Source organism: Salinisphaera aquimarina (assembly GCF_042643355.1).
Lineage (GTDB): Bacteria > Pseudomonadota > Gammaproteobacteria > Nevskiales > Salinisphaeraceae > Salinisphaera > Salinisphaera aquimarina.
In genome coordinates, this window is the sequence record NZ_JBHRSS010000005.1 from 1 (window position 1) to 26194 (window position 26194).

General features: G+C 58.7%; 19 protein-coding genes. 4 read left to right on the top strand and 15 right to left on the bottom strand.

All coding sequences use genetic code 11. The features are described 5' to 3' along the window. Positions 1 to 532: 532 nt before the first annotated feature. Both thiO and xsc read left to right on the top strand, forming a co-directional pair. Complete coding sequence (thiO, locus tag ACFOSU_RS12310) at positions 533 to 1705, top strand: glycine oxidase ThiO (RefSeq protein WP_380690038.1); 1173 nt, start codon at positions 533 to 535, stop codon at positions 1703 to 1705. A 240-nt stretch (positions 1706 to 1945) separates the two neighbouring features. Next, complete coding sequence (gene xsc, locus ACFOSU_RS12315) at positions 1946 to 3766, top strand: sulfoacetaldehyde acetyltransferase (protein ID WP_380690040.1); 1821 nt, start codon at positions 1946 to 1948, stop codon at positions 3764 to 3766. A 339-nt stretch (positions 3767 to 4105) separates the two neighbouring features. Here the strand turns inward: xsc and ACFOSU_RS12320 are convergent, their stop codons facing one another. The 3 genes from ACFOSU_RS12320 to ACFOSU_RS12330 all read right to left on the bottom strand — a co-directional run bounded on the left by ACFOSU_RS12320 (position 4106) and on the right by ACFOSU_RS12330 (position 8197). Beyond that, complete coding sequence (locus ACFOSU_RS12320; RefSeq protein WP_380690042.1) at positions 4106 to 5008, bottom strand: CobW family GTP-binding protein; 903 nt, start codon at positions 5006 to 5008, stop codon at positions 4106 to 4108. Then, complete coding sequence (locus ACFOSU_RS12325; protein ID WP_380690044.1) at positions 5001 to 6647, bottom strand: amidohydrolase; 1647 nt, start codon at positions 6645 to 6647, stop codon at positions 5001 to 5003. Before ACFOSU_RS12325 ends, ACFOSU_RS12320 begins: the two co-directional genes overlap by 8 nt. A gap of 83 nt (positions 6648 to 6730) precedes the next feature. After that, on the bottom strand, positions 6731 to 8197 hold the full coding sequence (locus tag ACFOSU_RS12330) for a sodium:solute symporter family protein (RefSeq protein ID WP_380690046.1): 1467 nt from the start codon (positions 8195 to 8197) through the stop codon (positions 6731 to 6733). Between the two features lie 776 nt (positions 8198 to 8973). Between ACFOSU_RS12330 and pta the strand changes: the two genes are divergently transcribed. Further along, positions 8974 to 9987 carry a phosphate acetyltransferase gene (pta, locus tag ACFOSU_RS12335; protein WP_380690174.1) on the top strand — a complete coding sequence of 338 codons (1014 nt, stop codon included), beginning with the start codon at positions 8974 to 8976 and terminating at the stop codon, positions 9985 to 9987. A gap of 25 nt (positions 9988 to 10012) precedes the next feature. Continuing rightward, a complete protein-coding gene (locus tag ACFOSU_RS12340; RefSeq protein ID WP_380690048.1) occupies positions 10013 to 10768 on the top strand; it encodes a sulfite exporter TauE/SafE family protein in 756 nt (251 codons plus the stop codon). 15 nt (positions 10769 to 10783) lie between these two features. Here ACFOSU_RS12340 and ACFOSU_RS12345 read toward each other — a convergent pair whose 3' ends face one another. From ACFOSU_RS12345 to ACFOSU_RS12400, 12 genes are all read right to left on the bottom strand, one after another. Further along, entirely contained in the window at positions 10784 to 12502 is a 1719-nt protein-coding gene (locus ACFOSU_RS12345) for a cobaltochelatase CobT-related protein (protein ID WP_380690050.1), read from the bottom strand. Continuing rightward, positions 12502 to 13488, bottom strand: coding sequence for an AAA family ATPase (locus tag ACFOSU_RS12350; protein WP_380690176.1), 987 nt, complete (start codon positions 13486 to 13488; stop codon positions 12502 to 12504). Before ACFOSU_RS12350 ends, ACFOSU_RS12345 begins: the two co-directional genes overlap by 1 nt. 177 nt (positions 13489 to 13665) lie before the next feature. Next, entirely contained in the window at positions 13666 to 15108 is a 1443-nt protein-coding gene (locus ACFOSU_RS12355; protein WP_380690052.1) for an APC family permease, read from the bottom strand. 152 nt (positions 15109 to 15260) lie between these two features. Then, positions 15261 to 16703, bottom strand: a complete 1443-nt coding sequence (locus ACFOSU_RS12360) for an NAD(P)/FAD-dependent oxidoreductase (protein ID WP_380690054.1) — start codon at positions 16701 to 16703, stop codon at positions 15261 to 15263. Between the two features lie 64 nt (positions 16704 to 16767). Next, entirely contained in the window at positions 16768 to 17172 is a 405-nt protein-coding gene (locus ACFOSU_RS12365) for a nuclear transport factor 2 family protein (RefSeq protein ID WP_380690056.1), read from the bottom strand. Positions 17173 to 17850: 678 nt separating this feature from the next. Further along, positions 17851 to 19152, bottom strand: coding sequence for an MFS transporter (locus ACFOSU_RS12370; RefSeq protein WP_380690058.1), 1302 nt, complete (start codon positions 19150 to 19152; stop codon positions 17851 to 17853). A gap of 252 nt (positions 19153 to 19404) precedes the next feature. Continuing rightward, entirely contained in the window at positions 19405 to 21036 is a 1632-nt protein-coding gene (locus ACFOSU_RS12375) for a GMC family oxidoreductase (RefSeq protein ID WP_380690060.1), read from the bottom strand. Between the two features lie 42 nt (positions 21037 to 21078). After that, positions 21079 to 22065, bottom strand: a complete 987-nt coding sequence (locus tag ACFOSU_RS12380) for a tripartite tricarboxylate transporter substrate binding protein (RefSeq protein WP_380690062.1) — start codon at positions 22063 to 22065, stop codon at positions 21079 to 21081. 44 nt (positions 22066 to 22109) lie between these two features. Next, positions 22110 to 22565, bottom strand: a complete 456-nt coding sequence (locus tag ACFOSU_RS12385; RefSeq protein ID WP_380690064.1) for a tripartite tricarboxylate transporter TctB family protein — start codon at positions 22563 to 22565, stop codon at positions 22110 to 22112. Continuing rightward, positions 22552 to 24069: a tripartite tricarboxylate transporter permease gene (locus ACFOSU_RS12390; protein WP_380690066.1), complete on the bottom strand. Its 1518-nt coding sequence runs from the start codon at positions 24067 to 24069 to the stop codon at positions 22552 to 22554. Before ACFOSU_RS12390 ends, ACFOSU_RS12385 begins: the two co-directional genes overlap by 14 nt. 119 nt (positions 24070 to 24188) lie before the next feature. Continuing rightward, on the bottom strand, positions 24189 to 25073 hold the full coding sequence (locus ACFOSU_RS12395; protein ID WP_380690068.1) for a succinate--CoA ligase subunit alpha: 885 nt from the start codon (positions 25071 to 25073) through the stop codon (positions 24189 to 24191). Further along, the gene (locus tag ACFOSU_RS12400) at positions 25070 to 26194 is read right to left on the bottom strand and encodes a succinate--CoA ligase subunit beta (RefSeq protein ID WP_380690070.1); all 1125 of its coding nucleotides are present in this window, start codon (positions 26192 to 26194) and stop codon (positions 25070 to 25072) included. Before ACFOSU_RS12400 ends, ACFOSU_RS12395 begins: the two co-directional genes overlap by 4 nt.

Below are 26194 nucleotides of genomic sequence, written 5' to 3' on the forward strand. Positions count from 1 at the left end.
CGGCACGCGGATATCGGGCCGGGAACCGGTGACGTAGATCTTGGACGAATTCGGAAACGGTTCGCGCATTTCGTCGGCAAGACGCGCGGACACCGCCAGATCTTTAGGTAGAGCACTCATGACTTTTACACCTAGTTCATTAATATTCCGAATAAGAACGGATAAACTTATTTTTTTAACTCGCCCGAACCACTTGTCATTCGTGGCCAGTTAACACCAGCTTTTCAGCCTTGTAAACCGGTTAGTTGGTAGCGCGCCGCCCGTGAATCGCCAACGGCGTATTGGTCCAATATAAATAGTTTCATTGGACCTACCCACACGCCGGGCGTGTGGTTACTTTCCTTTGGATGGCATTAGCAACCCACACGAGATGACCGGCGACCTCCTCCAACGCCAAGTAACACTTTTTTAAAAACAGGCGTTTGCAATAACCCAGGGTCTCTCTTGCAAATCACTTCGTTCATATGCAAAGGGAAGCAATGTCGATCATAGGCCGTTGACGATATCGTCTTCGCTGCCCTAGCTGTTTTGCATGCCAATTCATGACGAGGACATGATGCGTACTACGGATTTTCTGATCATAGGCGGCGGCGTCATCGGCATGATGACTGCCTGGCAACTGGCCGAAGCCGGACACCATGTGACGCTCATCGAACGCGGCGAGTGCGGTCGCGAGGCCTCTTGGGCTGGCGGAGGTATCGTCTCGCCGCTCTATCCGTGGCGCTATAGCGAGCCCGTCTCACGACTGTCACATTGGGCGGAGGGTTATTACCCTGCCTTGGCCAAGCGATTGGCGGACGAAACCGGCATCGATCCCGAGTATCGACAAATGGGGCTGCTCTACCTCGGCGTCAAGGGCGAGTCTCAGGCGCAGGCCTGGTCGCAGCGTATGGGCAAACCGCTGGAACGTGTCGGAGCCGATGTCCTGTACGTCAAGGAACCGTATCTGGCGGACGGCTTTGTCGAAGGCCTCTGGATGCCAACATTGGGCAGCATCCGGAACCCACGGCTGTGCCGAGCACTCCGGGCCCGCCTTTTGTCTCTTGATCAGGTCGAACTGCGGGAGGGCGTCGAGGTCCAGGCACTGCGTTGTACAAGGGGCAGACTCCTTGGCGTGGACACCTCGCACGGGACATTCGGTGCCGACCGGACGATTTTGTGCGGTGGCGCCTGGACCGGCCAGATACTCACAACGGTCGGTATCGATCTGCCCGTGCGCCCGGTAAAAGGGCAGATGATGCTGTTCAAAACCCCGCCCATGAAAAGCCGAATGCTCGTTGAACGCGTGGTGCTGATGAATGGACGTTATCTTATTCCGCGTGCAGATGGTCGGCTGCTGATCGGTTCCACGCTCGAAGAGGCCGGATTCGACAAGACCATTACCGAGAATGCCCGGAATGCACTCCTCAAGAGCGCACTCGACATGGTGCCGGCACTGGCCGACTGTGAAATAGAACGGCAATGGGCAGGGCTGCGCCCGGGCGCACCGGACGGGGTTCCTTTCATAGGGCCGGCGCCCGGCATCGATAATCTGTTCATCAACGCCGGGCACTATCGCAACGGCCTGGTGCTGGCCCCTGCCGCCACGCGCCTACTGGTCGACCAACTGCTCGATCGTTTACCAATCGTGGATCCCGAACCCTATCGGTTGCCTGACACCCGCAGCGCAGACCGCAGCAGCGCGACGCTTGTGGGCGCCGGTTAGCGCCGTGTCACGCGGTTGTCTGCATCCCGAAATGGCCGCGTCGCGGCACCCGACCGAGACAGGGGCCGAACGCTGGTCCCAAAGGGCCTGTCGTATTGGACCTACTTCTAGTCGCCGATTGTAATTAGGTTTTACGTTGGCGCTATTGTTTTAATGTACGGGCACGTTTTTAGTCATGCCCAATTGTCGGCTGGTTACGTCGGTAATCAGAGCGAAATCAGTTCCCGAGGAGGAGACGCAATGAGCAATCAAGCCGTGAAAACGAATCGTAACGTAGCCAGTGGCGTACAAAAAATGACGCCGTCTGAAGCATTTGTCGAAACAATGGTCGCCAACGACGTGACCGACATGTTCGGCATCATGGGCTCGGCCTTCATGGACGCCATGGACATCTTCGCCCCGGCGGGGATCCGCCTGATTCCGGTGGTGCACGAACAGGGCGCTGCGCACATGGCCGACGGCTATTCGCGCGTATCCGGTCGCCACGGTCTGGTCATCGGCCAGAATGGCCCGGGCATCAGCAACTGCGTCACCGGCATCGCCGCGGCCTATTGGGCGCACAGTCCGGTGGTCATCGTTACCCCGCAGACGGGCACCATGGGTATAGGCCTGGGCGGCTTCCAGGAGGCCAACCAGCTGCCGATGTTCGAAGAATTCACCAAATACCAGGGTCACGTCACCAACCCGGCTCGAATGGCCGAATTCACGGCTCGCTGTTTCGATCGCGCGATCTCCGAAATGGGGCCCACCCAGCTCAATATTCCGCGCGACTATTTCTACGGCGAAATCGACGTTGAGATACCACAGCCGATCCGGGTCGAACGGGGTCCCGGCGGCACGCGCAGCCTCGATGAGGCCGCCGATATGCTCGCCAAGGCCGAGTTCCCGATCATCATTTCCGGAGGCGGCGTCGTAATGGCGGACGGCGTGGACGCCTGCAAGGCCCTGGCTGAGCGACTCAACGCGCCGGTGGTCAACAGCTATCTGCATAACGATTCCTTCCCGGCAAGCCACCCTCTCTGGTGCGGCCCACTCGGTTATCAAGGATCGAAGGCGGCCATGAAGCTGATGGCGCAGGCGGATCTGGTACTCGCCCTCGGGTCTCGCCTGAATCCGTTTGGTACTCTTCCACAGCACGGCCTCGAATACTGGCCGGAAAATGCCAAGATCATCCAGATTGATGCCGATAACAAGATGCTCGGCCTGACCAAGAAGATCTCGCTTGGTATCTGTGCAGACGCCAAGGACGCGGCCGAGGCGCTCACTGAACGCCTGGTCGGCCGCGACCTAGCTTGTGATGCCAACAAGGACAAGCGACTGGATACGGTCAACAGCGAAAAGGAAGCCTGGGAGAAAGAGCTCGACGAGTGGACTCACGAGCGCGATGACTACAGCCTCGACATTATTGACGAAAACTCCAAGGAGAAGCCGTTCTCGGGCGGTGAGTATCTGCACCCGCGCCAGGTTCTGCGCGAACTGGAAAAAGCCATGCCGGAGGACGTGATGGTCTCCACCGATATTGGCAACATCAACTCTGTGGCCAACAGCTATCTGCGCTTCGAAAAGCCGCGCAGTTTCTTCGCGGCCATGAGCTTCGGCAATTGCGGATATGCGTTCCCGGCCATAATCGGTGCCAAGACCGCGGCGCCGGAGCGTCCAGCCATCTCCTACGCCGGCGACGGCGCCTGGGGTATGAGCCTGATGGAAACGATGACCTGCGTGCGCCACAACATTCCAGTCACCGCAGTGGTCTTCCACAATCGCCAGTGGGGCGCAGAGAAGAAGAATCAGGTCGACTTCTACGGTCGCCGTTTTGTAGCCGGCGAGCTCGATAATCAGAGTTTTGCCGAGATCGGCCGTGCCATGGGCGCGGAAGGCATCACCGTCGACAAGCTTGAGGACGTAGGGCCGGCTCTGAAAAAGGCCATCGACATGCAGATGACCGAGGGCAAGACCTGCGTCCTCGAGATCATGTGCACCCGCGAACTGGGCGACCCCTTCCGCAAGGATGCACTCAAGAAGCCGACTCGACTGCTCGACAAATACAAGGACTTTGTCTAGTTCACCGTAGGGACGAACAGCAATCCGGTAACCGGGCAGCGGACACCGTACCCTGCCCGGTTATCATCGTTTGATCCCCGGCACTTAAAGATCTCAAGATCCGATTCCCAGGCGTGATGAATGACCGTTTCGGATCGGCTGATGGCGCCAATCCACAGAGAAAATCGTCGCGCACCGAGTTCTGACGTAAGCCAATCTTCCCAGCGTGGTTTTCTGCGGCGCCGCAGTCCTGATGCAATACAAGCTCGCGCGGTTCAGTCTGACATCGGGATCCATTTAGAAGTCCCTGCCGTCATCCACGCTTGCTAACGGGCCGGACAGACCCCTCGCCTAAATGACTCAAAGCTTCTGCAGTTCTTGAATCAGCGCGTCAAAACGGGGGCCGTCAAAGCCAATACCTACCAGTTGGCTCGAACCCACCTTTCGCGACGTAAGCATCCAAGCCGCCTTGCTCCCGCCCCACTGGAACACGACGCTGCGCCAATCGGCGTCATTCACAAAACCTTTCGCTCGTGCCAGCACATCCGCATAGCGCATGAGCGTCTTCTCGAGCTCCGCGCAACAGACCGGCTCTTGAAGCGTCACGGCAAAACGTTGCCAGCGCAGTTCCCCCTCACCGGAATCTCCGGTGAGGGCCGGAATTCGATCGATCGATATACGCGGCGGAGTCGCCGACGAATCGGATGAACCGGACGTTGTAACGATGGCGGCGCCCGGATTGATATCGGCCAGTAGCTGCCTCGCCGCGACTTGCTGGTCAGACTGAAGTCCGGACAACCTATTCACGAACAGCGTATCGACCGTCGCAATCTGTTCGGATACCAGAGCGCCAACCCGACTGTCTGTGAGCGTGTCCATCACCGAAGCGGCATCGACCAGTCCGACCGACTCCTGCATTCGATATTGTCTCGACACAGTAATCAGGTCGATGATTCGTTGCGGTTGGGCGACACCGCTGGCTTCGATATAGACGATGGAGGGCGCGGGTTGCCAGCGGTTGATTTCAGTCAGCTGCACCGCGAGCGACTCACCCAGCGAGCAACAGATACACCCATTGCTGAGTCGGATCACACGATCATCGCGATAAGCAATCAGATCCGCATCGATATTTATCGCGCCGAAGTCGTTGACGAGTATCAACGCACCTGGCGTAAGACCCTGGCCTATCCGATCATTGATCCAAGTGGTCTTGCCGGCGCCCAGATACCCGGTTACGAGGACAACCGGCACCTGCTCACTCATTGCAGAATACGTCGCCTCCCACAATCGTCGCCACTACCTTGATATCGGGCAGCGCGTCGACACCGACGTCGTAGGGATCTTCTTCCAGAACGGCCATATCGGCAAACTTGCCGATCTCGAGACTGCCGACGCAGTCGTCCAGCCGTAGCGTCCAGGCCGCATCCAGGGTGATCAGCCGCAAGGCGCGTTCCACAGACAGGCCTTCATGCTGTCCGAGCACACGTCCCGACGGCGTGCGCCGCGCCACCGTACACCAGGCGGTGAACAGCGGCGACAGTGGCGTCACCGGCGCATCGCAATGCGCCGCGATCGGGATCCCCAGCCGGTCCGCAGACGCGAGCGGCTCCAGTCGCTGGCAGCGTTCGGCGCCCAGCGTGCGTTCGAAATGGATATCGCCCCAGTAGTAGATATGATTGGCGAACATGTTGAGGCCGATGCCCAGGCGTTGTGCACGCCGCATCTGGGCATGATCGATGATCTGGCAATGCTGGAGCACATGCCGGTGATCCGGTCGTGGCCAGAGTTCGAGCGCGGACTCGATCGCATCGAGCATCAGTTCGACCGCTTCGTCGCCATTGGTATGAATATGCAGCTGCAGCCCGGCCTGGTGATAGCGATGCACGAGGTCGATCAACGTCTCGGGAGCCGCGTTCCACAGACCGTTCGGCGAACCGTCGTGGTAGCCGGGCCACTTGATGCGCGCGGTATACCCCTGAATAGAGCCATCCGTCATCAGTTTGACGAGTCCGCAATGCAGTTTTGCATGATTGCGCTCGCGGCAGCGGAGCACTCGCTCGACGCCTTCATCGGCCGCGTACGTCAGAGCACTCAGTGCCGGCACCAGCCGCATCGGCACCGATGCATCGCGCGTGACCCGCTGCATGGTTTCCAGACCCTTGTCGCTGAGCGGGTTATAGAGATCGGTGAGCGTGGTAACGCCAGTGCGCCGCGCCATACGCGCATAGCGTTCTAACGCCTTGACCCCACTGCCTTGCGCGAAGATATCCATTTCCAAGGCATCGAAAACGCCGTACATCGCAGCCATTTCCCGCAACTCGCCGTTGGGGGTGCCGTCGTCGCCGAGGAGAATGCCTTCGATATCCGTCTGCCTGTCCAGCCCCGATCGTTCCAGCATGGCTGTATTCACGGTCATCATGTGGAGACTGGCGTGAAGAACGACGATCGGGCGTTCGCGGTCGATTCGATCCAGATCGAAGCGCGTCAATCGGCGTTCGGAAAAATAGATCGGATCAAATCCCCAGGCCACCAAGGGAACGGCTTCACCCAGGCCGACGCGATACGTTTTCAACCGTTCCTGTACCGCTGCGACCGTCGTGAGACCCGACCAGACGGTGCCATCGGGATCCATGCGGTCAAAATAGCCCACATGGCAGTATTCCCAAAGCACGCCTTCAAGAGCGTGGCTGTGCCCTTCGACGAAACCGGGCATCATCACCCGGTCGGCAAAACGATCGTCCAGGACATAGTCGTCGCCCAGATCGAGGGAGGCCAGCGTACCGACTCCGAGAATACGGCCGTCGCGCACCGCCACATGGGTCGCCTGCGGCTGCGACGGATTCATGGTCACGATGCGCCGGGCCGAGAAGACCGTACAGCTCACGATCTCAAGCCACGACATGACGCGACCTGGCCCGGCCGCGGGATACCTTTACAGAACATTTCAACAGACATGGTTGGATGGGCTCCTCTATCTGGTTGATTTCACCCGGACAAGGATTGGCTGCGCGCTAAAGTACGCTCGTCATGGTTATCTGCTGCAGAATCCAGGTCGTCCCAGTAGACCGCCCTGACCTGCTCGTTGGAAGAGTGCTTCGTCGCCAGGCTGACCGCTACGAGACTGATCAGCGACACGGTGAAGCCAAAGACCGTTTGATTGAGCGTAATGCCCAGATACGGCCAACTCAGGGTGGCGAGTCCGGCCAGCGTCATGCTCGTCAGAGCGCCGGCTTTCGTCGCTCTCTTCCAGAACATCACGGCCAGGAACGGAAACACCATGATCGTGGCCGACAGTCTCAGCGCCCACTGATACAGCGTGATGATATCGGTCACCTTGTACGCGACAAGTACCGCCAGGGCAGAAATGATCACGACCGTGAATCGCGACATGAACATGAGACTCTTTTCGCTCGCGCGTGGATTCAGGAGTCGATAGTAGATGTCGCGGGTGAGATTCGAACTACCTTGCAGAATGAATGAGTCCGCACCGGTCATCAGCGCGGCCAGCAGGCCGACCAAGACAATACCGCCGAGTGCCGGCGGCAGCAGATCTGTGGTGACATAGGAAAAGACCAGATCCGGCCTGATGTCCGCCGGCACATAGGTTTTTGCGATAAGGCCGATGGAATACGGCAGTACGGCGATGATCATGACCAGCACGATGCCGGCAATACCTGCCCCTTGAGCAATCTGTTCGGTCCTGGACGCAAAAATACGTTGCCAAGTCGATTGCCAGATCAGATAGAACGGTCCCACGGAAAGCGCGAATAACAAGACGTCGCCGATACCATTGGGCCCGGCCGGCGATAGGTATTCCGGAGGCGTATTGGCGAGAATCTGACCGATCCCGCCACCGTAGAACAGACTCGCAATGAATAGAATCGTGATGCCCACGATCAATATAACCGCCTGAATGGCATCGGTGATGATCGTCGCCGGTAGCCCGCCGAGGATGGTGAACCCGAGGATGAGCACGAATGACAGCGTGATCCCGGACATGGCGTCCATGCCGAGCGTCAGCTGAAAAACAGTGGACATGCCAACCATCTGCAGGGCGGTCGTCGGCACGGAATAAATAATCGCAGAAAGGATCGAAGGAAGGAGCCCGGCACTCCCCCCGAATCTTTCGCTGAACAGGTCGGCTATGGTGTAAAGACGCTGCCTCCTGAGTGGCTTCGCAAAGAATACGATCAGGATCAGTCCAAAGATCGATGCCGGCAATGCAAACTTGAAAAAACCCGACAGGCCGACCTGAAAACCCATGCCGACCCAGCCGATAAATACCGCAGCCCCGCAGTTTGTGCTGATGATCGTGCCTACGATCGGCCAGAACCCTACATTCCAGCCCGCGATCAGATAGGCGTCCGATGTTTTTACTTTAGTGAAAAAGTAAAAACCCATCGCGAACATGAACACGAAATAAACGACGATATAGGACAGATACCAAGTCATTTTCCAACCCCTACGTGTCTCTGGCACACCGGCTCCGGAACCGGCAGGAAATCATCCCTCGCGCCCTGGCTCGCTCAGCGTCCGTAGCCGCGTTACGCCGATTGGCTAGCCGGCCTCCGGATGCATTCTCGTCACTCCGCTAGCGATCGCTTAGCCAATCCAAGCACGAATCGCAGGCCCTACCATTCGCGAGACACAACCGGTATGTCCTCACAAACAGATCGGCATGCTCTTTCCCGCGGCGTGGACCCACAATCGATGGTGACTTGGATCGTCGGCCTTGCGACACGTCAATTGAAGTTCGAGCTCATTCGTGTTGCGTGCTGTGTGCTGTGTGGCCGCACAGAATTCATTTCCCGTCGGCATATCATCATCAACAACGCTTGTTCAGGAAAACTAGCAATCGCACCACGCTGCCAATAGAGCCAAAACGCTTCCTCGTTTGGCTCCAGGGCCGGCGCTACGAACGGTTGATCTGGCCCGACATGGGCCTGCGCTTTGGACCTATCCATGCGCAAAGACAAGACCTACTGTTATGAAGAAATGTTGGTATGAAATGACCGAACCGCAAAATACCGGATCGCCGGGAATCATCTTTCAATTTCAAGATTGCGGTTGGACGTTGAAGAGCGGGAACGGCCATCCACCCACCGTGCATGGTGGCCTGGATAGTCTCGCTTTGCTACGCGCTGTTAGATGGGATGCCTGCGCTCATCGACGACACAGAGCCCGATTCTCAGGCCGCGCCGCCGACGCCACCTTGGGAGAACGCCAGGATGAAGGTGCTAGATCAAATCATCGAACGGGCCAAGGCCACCCCCAAACGCATCGTCCTGTGTGAGGGCGATGATCCCCGCATAATGGATGCCGCCGTTCGCGCAGCGGAATGCGGCGTCGCCCGGATTACGCTCGTCGGCGATCAGGTCGCTATCAACGGCGCCGCCTCGGACGCCGGTCATTCGCTGGCTAACATCGATATCGTCGATCCGAGCGAGTCGCCGCTAACCACTGAGCTTGCACACGCCCTGTTCGAGCTACGCGGGGCGAAAGGAATGACCGAAACGCAGGCCGAACACGAGACCTACAACCCTCTGACGTTTGCAAACCTTCTCGTGCGCACCGGCCATGCAGACGGCTCTGTTGCCGGCGCCGTGCACACGACCAGCGATGTCGTGCGCAGTGCTATCCAGTTGCTGGGTGTGCGGCCCGGGATGAGCATGGTTTCCAGCTTCTTTCTGATGGTGTTCTGCGAGCCATATCATCGCATCAAGGGCGGATTGATCTTTTCCGACTGCGGGTTGGTGATTGAACCCGACGCCGAGCAGTTGGCAACGATCGCCCTGGCTGCCGCTGACAGTGGCCGGGCATTGCTGAACGACATACCGCGTGTCGCCATGCTTTCGTTTTCCACCCATCAGAGTGCGCGACACGCGACTGTGGATCGAGTGATCGATGCCGCTCGCCGTGTACATGCCACGCGGCCGGAACTAGCGATCGACGAAGACGTACAACTCGACTCTGCAATCGTGCCTGAGATCGCGCAGCGCAAACTGCCCGACTCGCGGGTCGGCGGCAAAGCCAACGTGCTCGTCTTTCCCAGCCTCGAAGCCGGCAATATCGGCTATAAGCTCGCCGAACGCATGGGCGGAGCGAAGGCGATCGGTCCTTTGTTGCAGGGGCTGAATAAGCCGGCTAATGATCTATCGCGGGGTTGCAGCGCCGAGGACGTGTATTACGTCATCGCGGTCACGGCAGTACAGGCTCAGGCCGCGAGTCAAGACGCGCCCTAGCAGATTTGCAACCCGACCAAGCGAATTGAACTCCGAGATCCTGTTGCCGTTTCTTGTGGTCGCAGCCGTTGCCGGCTACTTTCAGACGGTGACCGGCTACGGGCTGGGTATGATCCTGATCGGAGTCACCAGCGGACTCGATATCGTGCCAGTCGCTGCAACCGCGACTATCGTGGGACTCCTGCTACTGGTTAACAGCGCGGTCGCCCTGCCCGGCCGATTTGGCCACATTCACTGGCCTCTGGTAACCAGCACCGCGCTCGGCGTCGTGCCAGCGACACTCGTGGGCATCGTACTGCTCGAATATCTCGACAGCCGCCTATCCAGGCTACTGCACGTCGCCCTCGGGCTGCTCATCATCTACGGCGCCTTCAGCCTGCTTCGTACGCCGGTGCAACAGGACACGCCTTCCGGATGCTCCGGCTTTGTCGTCAGCGGCGTAGTGTCCGGACTCTGCGGCGGCCTGTTCGGTATCCCCGGGCCACCTCTGATCTATCAGTTCTATCGGCAACCGTTGCCGCTTACAGCGATACGCAACATGCTGACCGTCATATTCTCGCTCACCGCCACCGTACGCACCCTTTTGGTTGCCCTTCAGGGCGCAATCGATACACAGATTCTTGTATTGACGGCCAGCGCGGTGCCCGTGATTGCGGTGACGACATGGCTCGGGCGCCACTGTCCGCCGCCGTTGTCTACCCGAGCAATGCGCTGGCTCACCTGCGCAGTGCTGCTCGGTATCGGCAGCGAGCTGATCGGCACGCAGTTGCTGACGTTATAGCTCGTCCCGATGCTGCTAGCGCCGTGGCCGAGCGCCCACGATGAGCTCGACGATCTCCAGCAGAATCTCGGTATTCAGCGGCGCGTCCGGGTCAACGACGAGGCTGTCGCGATAATAGGAACTTAGATCGAGCCCCACACCGAGCCCGCGGATCGCGATTTCGCCCTGACGCTCGCGCTGATCGACGACATCTTTCAGGTGATTGTCGAGATAGAAGCGGTCGTTGGCGAGATCGGTCGCGCTGTCGCTCGGACAACCGTCGGAGATCACGACCAGGATACGACGCCGATCCTCGCGCCCGACCATGCGCTCGCAGGCCCAGCTCACGGCCTCGCCATCGACGCCCTCACGATACAAATCCGGTCGCAGCAGTGCACCGATACCACGGCGAGCCGTTCGCCACCGCCGCTCGGCATCCTTGAACACGAGATAACGCACTTCATTGAGGCGGCCCGGGTGCGCTGGCCGGCCGGCACGCATCCAGGTCTGCTGCGCACGCCCACCACTCCAGGCACTAGTGGTAAAGCCGAGTATCTCAGTCGCAGCGCCAGCTATTTCCAGCGCCCGCGCAAGTACGTCGATGAGCAGAGCTACGAACTCGCCGTGGGCCTTCATGGAGCCGGAACAGTCGATGAGAAAACTGACCTGACAATGCACCCGGGGCACGTGACGCTCGATGCGAAACACGCGTCTCTCGGCAGGCGAACTGACGACCTGAGCCAGGCGACGGCCGTCGATATAGCCTTCCTCTTCACCGAACTGCCAGCCGTCGCGCTCGGGCACCGCGAGCGTAGCGGAGAAAAGGCGTGCCAGCCGTCGCATATTCACATCAAGCTCACGCACGCCGCGATCCAGACGCTCACGAAACTCCATCAACTGGGCGGCGCGGACCACATCCTCGGCAGATTGCTGCTGATCGTAGGCGGTGGTGAAAATCCGATACTGCTGGCCGGTCTCATTGAAGACCCGGCTTCGGCCGGATACCACCGTTTCCACGGCCTCGCTATCCTCATCCGTGAAATCCAGCAGCAGTTCAAAGCCACGCCCCTCTTCGTCCGGTTCCGATGTGTCGACGCCTTGCGCCTCGCGCTGACGGGCTACATGCCCGGCCACGAAGTGTGCGATCTCAAGGGCCGGTTCGGCGAAGGCGGCCTGATCGTGGCGATGGCGTTTCAAGGCCGCCAGTGCATGACCGAGTTCGGGCGCCAGTTCACCGCGCAACGTCTCGACAATAACCTCGGTTTCCTCGAGGAACGGCTCGCCGGTCAGTCGCTCGCGACACATCTGCGCTACCACGTAAACGAAGCAACCGACCTCGCCTTCGGTGAATCCGGACCGGTGAAAAGTATGCGACCAATCAACGAAACGAGTCGCCAGATTGTGTCGCATGCCGGGCAGCCCCGCAGGCACCTTCGCCTCGACGCGCAGTTGCTCCAGCAGTTCGAAGATCAGTCGCGCAATGGATGATTCGGGGCACAGGCTGCGGTGCAGAAGGTCATCGGAATACAGCAAGCGTAGCGCGACGGCATCGGCCACGCCGCGATAGGACTCGAAGTCGACTCTGTCGTCGGCCAGCCGCAAATGCGGCGCGTGCACGGCCAGCACGCGCGCATCGCGGTGCAGGCGATGACTCCGGTAGTGCAGACGCCGGTCACCCGTGAGCGCACGCAGCGAGGCAGCGCACAAGGCCTCGATGCGTTGCTGGCGGCGCAGCAGCTGTTGCGTTGTGGACATCAGCTCGTGCTGCTACCCGCGGACTCGCTGCCTTCGTGTACGTAGGATTCGTCCAGTTCCTCGTCGAAGCAGCGCTGGTAATATTCGGCCACCAAGGGCTGCTCGGCGTCGTCGCACTTGTTGAGAAACGACAGCCGGAAGGCAGTGGCGGGGTCGCGGAATATCTCGCAGTTCTCGGCCCATGTGATGACCGTGCGCGGCGACATAAGCGTCGACAGGTCGCCGACGGCGAACCCCTTGCGGGTAAGATCGGCGACACTGACCATGGCGTCGATCAAACGCCGGCCCCGCTCGTGATCCTTCCCCGGCACGCGGGCGAGCACGATCTTCATCTCTTCTTCGCGCGGCAGGTAGTCGAGCTTGGCTACGATGTTCCAGCGGTCGAGCTGTGCGTGATTGAGGACCTGCGACCCGTGGTATATGCCACTGAGATTGCCCAGCCCCACGGTATTCGCGGTGGCAAACAGACGAAAATGCGAATGCGGCTGAATCACCCGATTCTGGTCCAGCAGTGTGAAATTGCCTTCTCGTTCGAGAATACGCTGGATCACGAACATCACGTCCGGTCGGCCTGCATCGTATTCATCGAAGATCAAGGCCACCGGTCGCTGCAAAGACCAGGGCACAATGCCCTCCTGGAATTCAGTGACCTGGCGTCCATCGCGAATCACGATCGTATCCTTGCCGACCAGATCCAGACGGCTGATATGACCGTCCAGATTGACCCGCACGCAAGGCCAGTTTAGCCGTGCCGCTACCTGCTCGATATGTGTTGACTTGCCGGTGCCGTGCAGCCCCTGAACCATCACCCGACGGTTACGCATGAATCCTGCGAGTATCGCCAGCGTAACGTCGGGATTGAAACGATAGGCGGAATCGATCTCCGGCACATAGTCGCCACGTTCCGTGAATATCGGCACTTCCAGATCGCTGTCGATGCCGAACAGGTCGCGTGCAGAACGGACGCTATCCGGCCGGGCGTTCATCAATTCCGTCACTCGGGTTACTCCCTTGTATCTGTGGGTTGTCATGCCGAACCCGGCCGGTACAAGGCCTGCATGCCACGGCCACCGCTGGAATCCTGACTGAGAGATTACTGCCAAACCATGGAAGACCCGCGTGCACTTGCACACGAGTCTTCCAGGCAAAGGTGTACGCTTCGTCTAGGGCGCTCGATCTCCGAGAATCAAATGGTCGAGTTCCGCCTTGGGCACGGCTTGGTATGCCCGACCGTACACGCCATAAAACACGACACCGAGCGCCGCCCACAGTCCCAGCGCAATCCATGACGGTTCACTGAGGAAACCCGGCGATCCCGGGATGAGCAGCAGCCCCAGAAAGGACAACCCGCTCAAGGCACCAATCAGGGAGAGCACCTTTCTGGCCGGCGATACGCACCCCTCGTAGTCAAGGCCCGGGCTATCGGGCGTCCACTTGAAGCACCTGTACGCCGCGGCGCAGGTGTAGAAGTACGCGATCGTGACGCCCGTGGCCGACATGTCGACGATCCAGAGCAGTACATCTCGGCCGAACCACGGTGCGAACAGGCAGATCACACAGGTGAACACGATGCCGGCAGTCGGCGTCCGATGCGTGGGATGAAGCTTCCCGAACACCGGCGGCAGAATCCGGGCACGGCTCATCGCGAACATCAGCCGACTCGACGATATATAGAAACCGTTGAGCCCGGTGAAGATGCCCATGCAGACCGCAAGGGCGAGCACTCCAAGACCGACACTACCGAGCACGCTCTGAATTGCGTCACCCGTTCCCCATATCGAGCCTTGGCTGACCAAATCGGTCCACGGCATTGCCAACCCGGTGGCAATGATGAGAATCGAATAGTGAACTGCTGCCATCGCGAGAGCAATAATGATCAGCATGAACGCCTTCGACGGTGCAAAGTCGAACTCCTCTGCGGCCTGGGGAATATTATCGAAGCCCACAAAGGCCCACGGTGCAATCGCCACGATGGCGGCAATAGCCGACCATGCCGGCACCCCCGGCTTGAACAAGGGTTCCAGGTTGCTGAACGAAGTCTGCGGCGAGAACAGCATGCCGAGCGTCACCAGTACCGCGCCAACGATCAGCACCACGCAGAAGAAGAACTGAGTCTTGCCAGAGAGACTCGCTCCTCGCGTATTGAGCCACGCGAACACAATCAGCACCAGGCTTGCGATCACGATTTCCCCCAGATAGACATCCCAACCCGCTACGCTGTAGAGCAGTCCGATATTGGCGATGTCGGGCACGATGAACTTCGCCAGCAACGCCATTGCAGAGGCATTGAGCGCCACGATCGCCATGTACCCGAGGGTCAGGAACCAGCCGCATATGAATGCATGCACTCGGCCGAAACCAAGATAAGCGTATGAGAATTCGCCGCCGGCCACCGGGCATATCTTGATCAGAAAGCCATAGCTGACACCGATCATCATCATCAGTACGGCGCCGATGGAAAACCCGATAATCACGCCGAGTGGGCCCGCCTGCCCCATCCAGTCCGCCGGCAGCACAAAACTGCCCCAGCCGATCGCCGATCCAAACGCAATCGCCCATACCCAGTGCGGCTTGAGCGTTCTTTCCAATGTTGTACGTTCTTCCATGATCCTCTCCTCCTTTTTTTCGCCGTTATTCACTGGCTTTTGCCAGACGACGTTTAGCAGCAGTCTGACTTCGACAGCGGCCAATTCCACTCTGCCTGTCTCGTCAGTTTCTCGAGGCCCCAATCATCTAATCGGCAAAGTGCATGCCACGCTCAGAACTTCTCGTCACGCAGGTAGTACCAGTGATAAAGGGATCGCTGTCCAATTCGGCGGAATGGAGCAAATGCACGCGAACGGATCGCGTTGAAGATGTTCGGATACTCCAGCGGCGAGTTGTAGATTGGCAGTTCGAAAACCGGCAGCTGCCGACCCGCGATACGCTCTGCCATGCGACGGCCGGCGTGCTGTGAAAACGACACGCCGTTGCCGCCGTAACCCACGGCATAGAATATTGACTCCTTGGGATCCGGCTGGAACACCCGTGGCATCGCGTCGTGTGACACGTCCACCCAGCCCCACCAGGAATAATCGATCTGTATGCCCTTGAGCGGTGGAAATTTGCGATGCAGGCCATCGATGAGCACCTGGAGATGCTTTGGGTTGGGCGCATCCTTGCCGGTAATCGATGCTCGGCTACCCATCTGCACACGGTTGTCAGGCAACAACCGATAATAGAAACGAAGCGTCCGACTGTCGGTGACCACCTCCTTGGTGAGAAAATTCGTAGCGTCCAGTTCCTGTGGTGTCAGCGGACGCGTGACCAGAGAATTGGACAGCACCGGCATGATTTTGGAATCCAGGCTCGGGTGCAGACCGTTGGACGTATAGCCGCCAGTCGCCATTCCCACCGCGCGTGCACGCACCGTACCCCCGGGCGTGCGCACGTGATGTACACCGTTACGGGTTTCAATGCCGACAACGGGGCTGGCCGGATGCACGCGAGCGCCCTTTGCACGTGCACGCCGCATGTATCCGTGTGCAAGCTTGAGCGGATGTACGCCAATGCCATCCGGCTCATGCAAGGCACCAAATCCTTCCGAATCATCTACATAATCGCGATGCAGTTCTTCGGCGCTTAGGATGGTGGCGTCGTAACCGAACACCTCGCGCATCACCTTAGCCTCGACGCGCAATGCCTCCATTTTCTTGGGCCGGTGCGCGATATGCAGATGACCACCCGGCTGCGCATCGCAATCGATCTCCCGAGTCAATGTCCGGAATGAATCGAACGAGATCCGCAACTCGGCATCGAGTTTGAGGGCCGTTTCCTTGCCCCATTTCTCGATCCACTGCGAACGCTTCAGGCGGCCGCTGGCATTCTGGCCCTGGCCTCCGTTGCGGCTCGTGCAACCCCAGATACTGCGATTGGCCTCAAGAACCGTAGCCTTGATGCCATGCTCTTCTGCCAGGTACATCGCACAGGCCAGCCCGGTAAAACCAGATCCGATGATCACGACATCCGCATCGAGATCAGCTGTGACAGGACCATCGTCCGCAGGCGGCGGGCCCACGGTATCCACCCAATAAGTGGGCGCATATTCCTGTCCTTGGCCTGGATGTGCATGACTCTTTAGTGGGTCATACCGCGAATCATAGGGCTGACTGCTCGCCGTGGCGGTTGTTTCGTCCGAATACTTCTGGACCGGACTTTCCATGATTCACCTCTGCGATTCGATCCGTACTATCTGGGCCGCGCGACGCGCGGGTACAACCTTGAATCTATGCTTTCGCCGCGACCGGCGGACGATTCTTGCGAAAGGCTTTTTTCTCGACGATTTTGCCGTCGATGAAGCGAAAAAGATCGCAGCCGTCGGCCTCAATCACATCCCCATCCGGCTGGGTCGCTGTGAATCTCCATTCGGAGACCCCGCGATCGCGGCAGGCAAAATGGCGTGCGTCGCGCCACTGCACATCGGGGAAATTGGCCCAGACGCCCTCGAACGCAGCTTTGACCGCATCTTGCCCTTCGATTCGCGAACCGTAGGCTTGGTCTCCCGCGATCGCCTCGAAGACGATATCGTCGCTCATGTACGACATCACGCCGTCCGCATCGTGGCGGTTAAAGGCCTCGAACACTGCCTTGAGCACTTGCTCTGGCGATAGATCATTCTGCATTTCGGCCATGCCGGCTTTCCTCCTGCGGTAAATGTCTGCAATCGAACACCGCGCAGCTGGTATTTGCGTTGCGGATACTGGATGACGATTCACGTTAGGCGGAGCACATGGCCCCGAGTAGGACCAATAACGTTATTTAGCTTGGACCAGAGCAAAACAAGTTGTTTTCTATTGTTTTATCATCCAGTCGATAGGGGTTCCATGGCGCGGAACGGCGTCGAAGCGGAACACAAACACCTTATGTGAGCGAGCTTGGCGACAGCGCTATATCTATATAAGAGGACGCCACGACGATCGAATTCCTAAAACAGGCCATAACAGTGCCTGTTCACGCGTCGCGCGCTAGATGCAGGCGCGTGTTGGCTTTTGCAACCACCGCGTGCCCAATGTCTGGCTGTCTGGACAACGCATTAGCTGACAATCACAAGTGGCTGGGCCCCGGAAGTGGCGTGGTGCGCGGGCAGCCCATCCCAACTCGCGCAAACCGCCGCGATCACGACAACAACGGCCAATGACCGCGAACGAGATCACCGAAAAATAGCCCAGCATTCATGCACCCGGTGTCTAGGCGCGGAAATTGCATTTTCATGAACCAAGCCACGGGCCGGAATCTCGAATATCGAGGGCTCTCGCGATGGCCGGGGCTACATGTGCCGAACGCGAATCGGCCAACTTCAAACGACACGATTACGATCCCCGCTCCATTACCACCTCTTTCATCATATAGACCGAAATCGCACTGATTACCGCAACGACGAGCGTGTAGGTCGCAATCAGCCATGGGTTGCCACCACCCAGGTCAAGCAGTGCCGTGGCGATCAACGGGGTCAGACCGCTGGCGAATATGCCTGAGAACTGATAGACAAATGACACACCGCTATAGCGCACCTCGGTATCGAAAAGCTCGCAGAACAAGGCAGCTTCAGGCCCGTATACACCTGCATAGGCGATACCGAAAGGCAGAATGATCGCCAGCCATATCCACAGCGGATTGGCGGTGGCCTGAAATACCATGAACGTTCCAAAGCTGGCGATACCGCATACGATCGAGGTAACGCCGTATACCTTGCGCCGCCCATGGCGATCGGAGAGCGCGCCGAAATAAGGAATTGTGAACGCCATGATCAACGCTGCCGCGAACACGCCGCCGAGCACCATCGTTCGTGACAGATGAAGTTGCGACGTCAAATATGAAATAGCGAATACCGCATACACATTGAAAACCACACCATCGATGTAGCGTGCCCCCATTCCCAACACGATGTTTTTAGGATGACGACGCAGCAATTCCGCAAATGGCACTTTGATCTCGCGACCACTCTTTTTCGCCTGCTCGAATTGCGGCGACTCCATGACCTTGAGCCGAATATAAAGACCTGTGAAGATCAGAAAGCCGCTCAATAGAAAGGCGATTCGCCACCCCCACGCCAGGAATGCGGTGTCAGTTAGGGATAGAGAGAGCAGGCCGGTCACGCCCGAGCCCAGACACAAACCGATAGCCAGGCCAATTTGCGGCAGGCTCCCGTAGTACCCGCGTTTGTGACGAGGTGCGGACTCATAGGTCATGAGCACCGCGCCTCCCCACTCGCCACCAACCGCCAGGCCCTGCACGATGCGCAGGATGAGCAGTAGTATTGGCGCCCAGATACCTATGGTCGCGTAATTGGGTAACAGACCGATCAGGAATGTGGCGATCCCCATCATGGTCAGGGTGATCACCAGCATACTTTTGCGACCGACCTTGTCACCGAAATGGCCGAAGATCAGGCCGCCAAGCGGCCGCGCTATGAACCCAACAGCAAAAGTCGCATAGGCCAACATGGTATTGACCAGCGGATCATGGCCTGGAAAGTACTGTACGTTGAATACCAGCCCAGCCACGATGCCGTAGAGAAAAAAGTCGTACCACTCGATGGTGGCGCCGATCACGCTCGCAATGGCAACCTTTCTTATGCTCTGGGGATCCGGCGTGTAAGAATCAGTCTCCATCTATCTTCCTTTTATCAGACTAGGAATCATGGTTCGCCTTGTTTGCCACTCGCGAACCGGCGAGCTCCCGCCGGGTACGCAATGCGGGCTAGAGGCCAATAAACGGATTCGAGCCGGCGCGTGCCTGTTCGTCGGGACCGGATAGCGACTGCTGAACGCCGGTCACCACCGACTTCGCGGTCTCGCTGTGCTGGGATATCCAAGGCCCCCCGCGCTGCTGTTCCGAGAAGGCATCGCACACAGCGATCGGTATCAGGCGATGTCGCGACAGAACTGCTGCTTGTCGACGTCTTCGAGGATCATGTCGGCACCTTTTTCGGCAATCATTATCACCGGCGCATTGGTATTTCCGGACACAATGGACGGCATGATCGACGCATCGATTACACGCAGTGCGTCCACGCCACGAACACGCAGACGCATATCGACGACAGCTTCTGCGTCGGGACCCATGCGACACGTTCCGGTCGGATGAAAGATGGTCGTCGCGTCGTCACGGACGAAATCCAGCAGCGCTTCATCGCTCTGCACGTCCATCCCGGGCGCGTATTCCTCGGTGATATAGCCCGATAACGGTGCGGCTGCGGCAAGACGCCGACCGAGTTTTACGCCATCGACCATGATTCGGCGATCCATCTCAGTCGCCAGATAATTCGCCCTGATCTGCGGGTAGACGCTGGGGTCCGTCGACCGTATATGCACCGAACCCCTGCTTTCCGGGCGTAGCTGACAAGTCGAAAGGGTAAAGCCGGAAAAGCGGTGAACGGGCGAGCCCGGACGATCGGAACTGAGCGTTCCAAAGTGGAACTGGATATCCGGCCGCTCGACGTCGGCGCCGCTGCGCGCGAACCCTCCAGCCTGATTGATGCCGACGGCCAGTGGGCCTTTGCGAGACAACACATAACGTAATCCGATGCCCATCTTGCGAACGAAACTGTTCAGGTCATCATTCGTGGTGATCGGCTCGGAACATTTATAGATCAGGCGCGCCTGAAGATGATCGCTGAGATTTTGGCCGACCTCTTCGGAAATACTTACCGGCTCGATATTCTGTTCGGCCAGCACCTGCTCGGGGCCGATCCCGGACAGTTCGAGTATCTGCGGCGTGTTAATGGCGCCTCCCGCAAGAATGACCTCGTGGCGGGCGCCCACAAAACCATTCCTGCCCGCGCGAGTGTAGTGAACACCCACCGCGCGCCGGTCACGGAACTCAACTCGGCTACACAAGGTGTGGGTCATTATCTCGAGATTCTTCCGGCTCGCCACAGGTTTGAGGTAGCCCGACGCCGTACTACAGCGGCGGCCGTTTTTCACCGTAAGCTGAAAATAGCCGACGCCCTCTTGAGTAGCGCCGTTGAAGTCGTTGTTACGTGGTATCCCGATCGCTTCGCCGGAGCCGATAAAGGCGTCGCAGAGACGATTGGGTTCGCCAACGTCCGACACCGCAAGCGGGCCCTCGACCCCGTGATACCGGTCATCACCTCGGGCCTGATCCTCGGCGCGTAAAAAATAGGGCAGCACGTCCTCATAGCTCCAACCGTCACAACCTCTGGCGTGCCAGTCGTCGTAGTCTTCGGCCTGGCCACGCACATATATCAGGCCGTTGATAGAGCTGGATCCGCCAAGAACCTTGCCACGAGGCCAGTACACAGTGCGGTCATTGATATTCGGATCGGCTTCTGTCGAGTAACCCCAGTTAACTTTGCGATTGAACATCGTCTTGCCGTACCCGATCGGCACATGGATCCAGGGATAGCTGTCCCGACCTCCAGCTTCCATGAGAAGAACCGAGTAGCGCCCGGTTTCTGCAAGCCGACGGGCCAGCACGCAGCCCGCGGACCCAGCCCCGACAATGACAAAATCAAAACATTGAGAACTCGACATGAATATTTGCTATCCGGCTCCGTATACCGGCCTCCATTTCTGCTATTGATCTGCGATCAGAGCCTTCACCAGCGTTTCGCGCTTGTGCCAAAGGTCGCTGACCTGCTGGCGGTCCATAACTCGGATCGGCGCCCCGCCAGCCTCCATCTTTTTGACGGTTTCAGGGTCGTTGAACATCTTCTGGAACCCGTCGCTGAGCTGATCGAGAATCTTTTCCGGCGTCCCCTTGGGCGCCATCACGCCGCGCAGGTTGACACTCGAAGCGTCCACATCCAGACCCGATTCCTTGAACGTCGGCACGTCAGGAAAATATTTCTTGCTGCGCGCCGTGTCGGCGATCGCCAGCACCCGGAGTCGATCACGGCTGCGATACGCATCCGACATGTTGTTGAACCCTGCCATGACCTTCTTGCCGATCACATACTGCAACGCGGGCACCCCACCCTTGGTGGGTATGTAGTTCAGTTTGATGCCCGCCGCTTTCTGCAATTGCAGCGTGGCGATCTGATGGCCCGTATACAGACCTGCTCCGGACACCGTGATCCTGTTGGGGTTTTCCTTGGCAAACTTTACGAAGTCGTCAATCGTCTTCAGATCACTGTCCTTCGGCACGATGAGCACTGCCGGGTCCGCCCCCCAGTTCGCGACCGGTTCCATTTTGTCGACGCCGAACTGATTCGACGGAAACTTGATGGCCTGGGCTATGAAGCTGGGCACGTTGTACGTGGACAGTTCGTAGCCATCGGGCTCGGCCGAACGTACGAACTCGTTCCAGCCAATCTGCCCGCCCGCACCGGGCTTGTTCACGATGGCGATCGATTGGCCCAGGTACTTCTTGGCCTGTTCCGTGGCAATGCGCGCCTGGAAGTCGGTTGCGCCCCCCGGCGGATAGGTCACCGTCATCTTGATCGTATGGTCAGGATAGGATGCCGCTCCAACAGCCGCACTGGCAGCAAAACCAATGGCAGCGACAAACGACACCAGCGTATAGCGTAAGATTCTGTCGATTTTTCTATTCCGAATAGCCATTTCACTTCTCCTTTCGCACATATTTATTTATATAATTGAGGCGTCTACATTAGACTTCCGGTTGGCGGCAGCACCTGCAGTAACTTGGCGAAAACCAGATACACGAATGCCATGAAACCGATAGCGATAATCGCCGGCATCAGGACACGCCTAAGCCGTCGATTCTCCGGCGTATAGATCACCACAACTGCGAAGAACATCAGCAGGGAACTGGTATAGAAACCCAGTCTGTTCAGGAGTAATAGATACGCGCCAGTAATCATTAGCGCCGGGAATACCTTGGCCCACGGGACTTTGGATATCAGTTCCTCCGCGGGCGTGGCGACCCGGCGCCATTCGCTCAGGGCGATAGCTATGGCCAGCAACAGCATCGAACCGGATATTATCTTCGGGAACAGATAGGCGCGCGGCATCTCGCCGTTGAAAGACAAGTACAGGAGTGCGGCAGACAAACCCAGGCAGCCGGTATTGACGGCCAGATTCAATTTACTGACTCTCATTCATCACCTCCTGCTGCGGCTGATTTTTCGGTTTTATCTCGCCGAACAGGCTGTATGCCACCGAAACCACGCACAATCCGATCATGATCAAATTAAGCGTGCCGGTGAAGAAATACGGCAAGGTGCCGCCGGAGCTCATCGACACCATCTGGCCCTGGACGAAGTTGGTTTCGGCGATCGGGCCCAGAATAATGCCGAGCACGAGAGGCGCGGCACTGAAGCCGGCCTTGTCGAAAAAATACATGGCCACGCCCAGCCCCATCATCCACAACACGTCCGGAAAACTGTTCTGGACGCTGTACGTACCGAATACCGCCAACACCATCACGCCAGCGGCCATGTATTCGGCGGGAATGCGCGTGATGTAGTAACTGAAGCGAGACAGATACAGTCCGGCGATCACCATCACCACCTGCGCCAGAAGCAGCGAGTCGATGAAGACCCAGGTCACTTCCGCATGCTTGGTGAACAGATCCGGCCCCGGAAAGAGCCCGTGAATCAGCAGCCCGCCTAGCAGCACTGCAGCGGTCGGACTGCCCGGTATGCTCAGGGTGAGAAGCGGCACCAGCGAGGGCCCCACCATTGCATTATTGGCACTTTCGGCAGCGATGACGCCGGCAGGCTCACCTTGACCGAAACGGTCGCGATACGGACTGAACCGGCGTGTCTGGTCATATGCAACCAGCCCGGCGATTTGACCACCCGCACCCGGAATCAGGCCCACGAAACTACCGACGATGGTGCCGATGGTCAGTGCCCGGATGCGCTTCACACAGCCACGTAATGAAGTCCAGACGCTGTGTTGCGACATCTCGTAGGTGGTTATTTGATCTCTTGCGCGCGCTCGAGACAGCAGGGCGAGCACCTCGGGTATTGCGAACAGTCCAATAAGAGCGGCGATGATGTTGATGCCGCCCGCCATATCGGGAAACAGCACGAAACGGGGCACACCGAGTACCGGATCGTAGCCAATCGTGGACAACCACACGCCAAAGGCGCCGGCGAACAGCCCCCGCAGCGTGGATTTGGCGCCGAGTGAACCGATCACGGTAATACCGAGCACGGCCATCCAGAATAGTTCGCTGGGCCCGAACCTCAACGCGAATTCGGCCAGCATCGGGGTGAAGAACATGAGCAGCAGCACGCCGAAGATGCCACCGATACCCGAAGCAATGAAGCAGTAGTGCAATGCCTCTGTCGCGCGGCCCTGCCTGGCCATTGCATTGCCGTCAAACAGAGTCGCAATATTGGCCGGAGCGCCCGGAATATTGACGAGGATGGCGCTCACTGCACCACCCGCCACCGTCGCGGTGTACACGGCGCCCAGCAGGATCAGGCCGGCGGCCGGATCCATCGCGAAAGTGAACGGAATCAGCAACGCAACACTCATGGTGGGACTCAAGCCGGGCGCAGCGCCCAACAGCAGGCCACCGACGGTTCCGCCGATGAGCATCGTCATGTTCCACCACGTGAACAGTTCTGGAAGATAGTCTAGAAAGGGCAACGGCTTTCTCCTCGGCCGGCATCCGTCCAGGACGTCACCGATCCAATTATTTCTCGTTCGTCCGCCCGGCGCTCTGCGCTCGCCTGCGTGTATTGGCCCTCCTTGTGTATTAGGCGGCGTTATGCATGAAGCGTCGCGATGGCGTCCTGCAAGGCCACGGCGATCTCGCCCGGGGTATCGACCACCCGCGCGCCTGCGGCCTCAAGACTGCTGCGCTTGGAGTGATAGCTGCCTTGGTTACCCATGACAATGGCGCCGGCGTGGCCCATCTTCTTGCCCGGAGGCGATGCACGGCCGGTAATGAACGACACCACCGGCTTGCTGCTTCGCTCGACGGCTTCAGCGGCTTGCTCTTCCATGGCACCACCGATCTCGCCGACGATCACGATTGCGTTCGTACGTACGTCCGCGTCGAGGGCTTGGAAAGCTTGTGCCGTTGTGGTGCCGAGCATGGGATCGCCGCCGACCCCCAGGAATGCGGACTGGCCAAGACCGGCGTTCACCAGATTCAAACAAATGAGCGTTCCGAGGCTGCCACTGCGCGATATCACACCGACATCGCCAGGCTGGAAAATACGACCGTTGAAGGCTGGCATGATCCCGGCAAACGCTTGGCCGGGCGTAACAATCCCAGCTGTATTTGGGCCGATGATGCGGGTGCCGTATTGGCGCGCGGCCGCATGAATTCGCATGACATCCTGGGAAGGGATGTGCTCGGTGAGCACCACGATCATTCTCACGCCGCCTTCGATCGCATCGATGGCCGCACCAAGAGCTGCCGCTGGCGGGATGAACATCACCGACACGTCGATCGGTCCGACTTCGTCGACCGCCGCACGCGCGGATGCAAATACCGGAACGTCGCAGCAGGTTTCACCGGCTCGCTTGGGGTTGACCCCGGCCACGATCTGCGTACCACATTCCTGCATGCGTTCGGTCCAGAACCTGCCCTGGCGACCGGTGATGCCCTGGACCAATACCCGATGTTGTTTTTCGAGAATCATTGCGCTGCCTCCACTGCGGCCTGGACGGCGTCTTCCATGCGGTCATATGGCGTAATACCGAGGCGCGCTTGCAGCAACTCCACGGCTTCGTCCTCGCCTGTCCCATGGATCGAGAAAAAAACCGGCACCTGAGGATTGAGCGTTTCCCAAGCCTCGATGACCCCTTCGGTCATGACGTCGGTGCGAGCAAAGGCGCCACAGAAATTCACTATCAGACTCTTGACGCGAGGGTTCGACAGCACTAATTCCAGTGCCGGCGTGGCCTTGGTATAGGCCTCTCCGCCAATCTCCAGAAAGTTGGCCGGTCGGCCACCGGCATGACTGATCACGTCCATGGTGGTCATGGTCAGGCCGGCGCCGTTAGCCAACAGGCCGACTTCGCCGTCGAGTTCAATGAACTTGAAACCAAGGTCGGCGCCGCGAGCCTCCAGAGTGCTGCACGGCTCGGGTGTACTGCGCGCGACATAGTCGCCCTGCCGATACGCCGCGGCATCGTCGATCCGCAGCTTGCAGTCGAGTGCTACCAGACTGTCGTCTTCCAGCAGTACCAGCGGGTTGATTTCAACCAGCTCAGCGTCGCGCTCCAGATAGACATCGTAGAGCCGCGCGAGTAGATCGGCGATGGCATCGACGCACCCATCAAGCTGCATACCAGTCAGCGCTGCAACCACTTGGGATCGAGCCAGCCCCTGCTCGATATCGACTGGAATACGACAAATGGCCTCGGGTCTAGCGTCCGCCAGCTCCTCGATATCCATGCCGCCCTCGGCGGAGAACAACACCAGAGGTGAACACGCGCTCATGTCGTTCATCACGGCGGCATAGAATTCACGGCGAATCGGCGCCTTCTGTTCCACCAGCAAACCAGCGACATCATATTCACCGATCTGCATCGACAATATGCTGGCAGCTGCAGCGCGAGCCGCGTCCGCATCGTCCACCAGTTTTATGCCACCTACCTTGCCCCGTTTGCCGATCGGCACCTGCGCCTTGATCGCACTGGGCCCGAGCCGGTCGACTGCCGCCGCCGCCTCCTCCGCAGTTCGACAGTAAATACCCTGCGGAATGGGCAGCCCTGCTTCGGCAAGTATCTGCTTGCCCGCGTACTCGACAAAATCCAT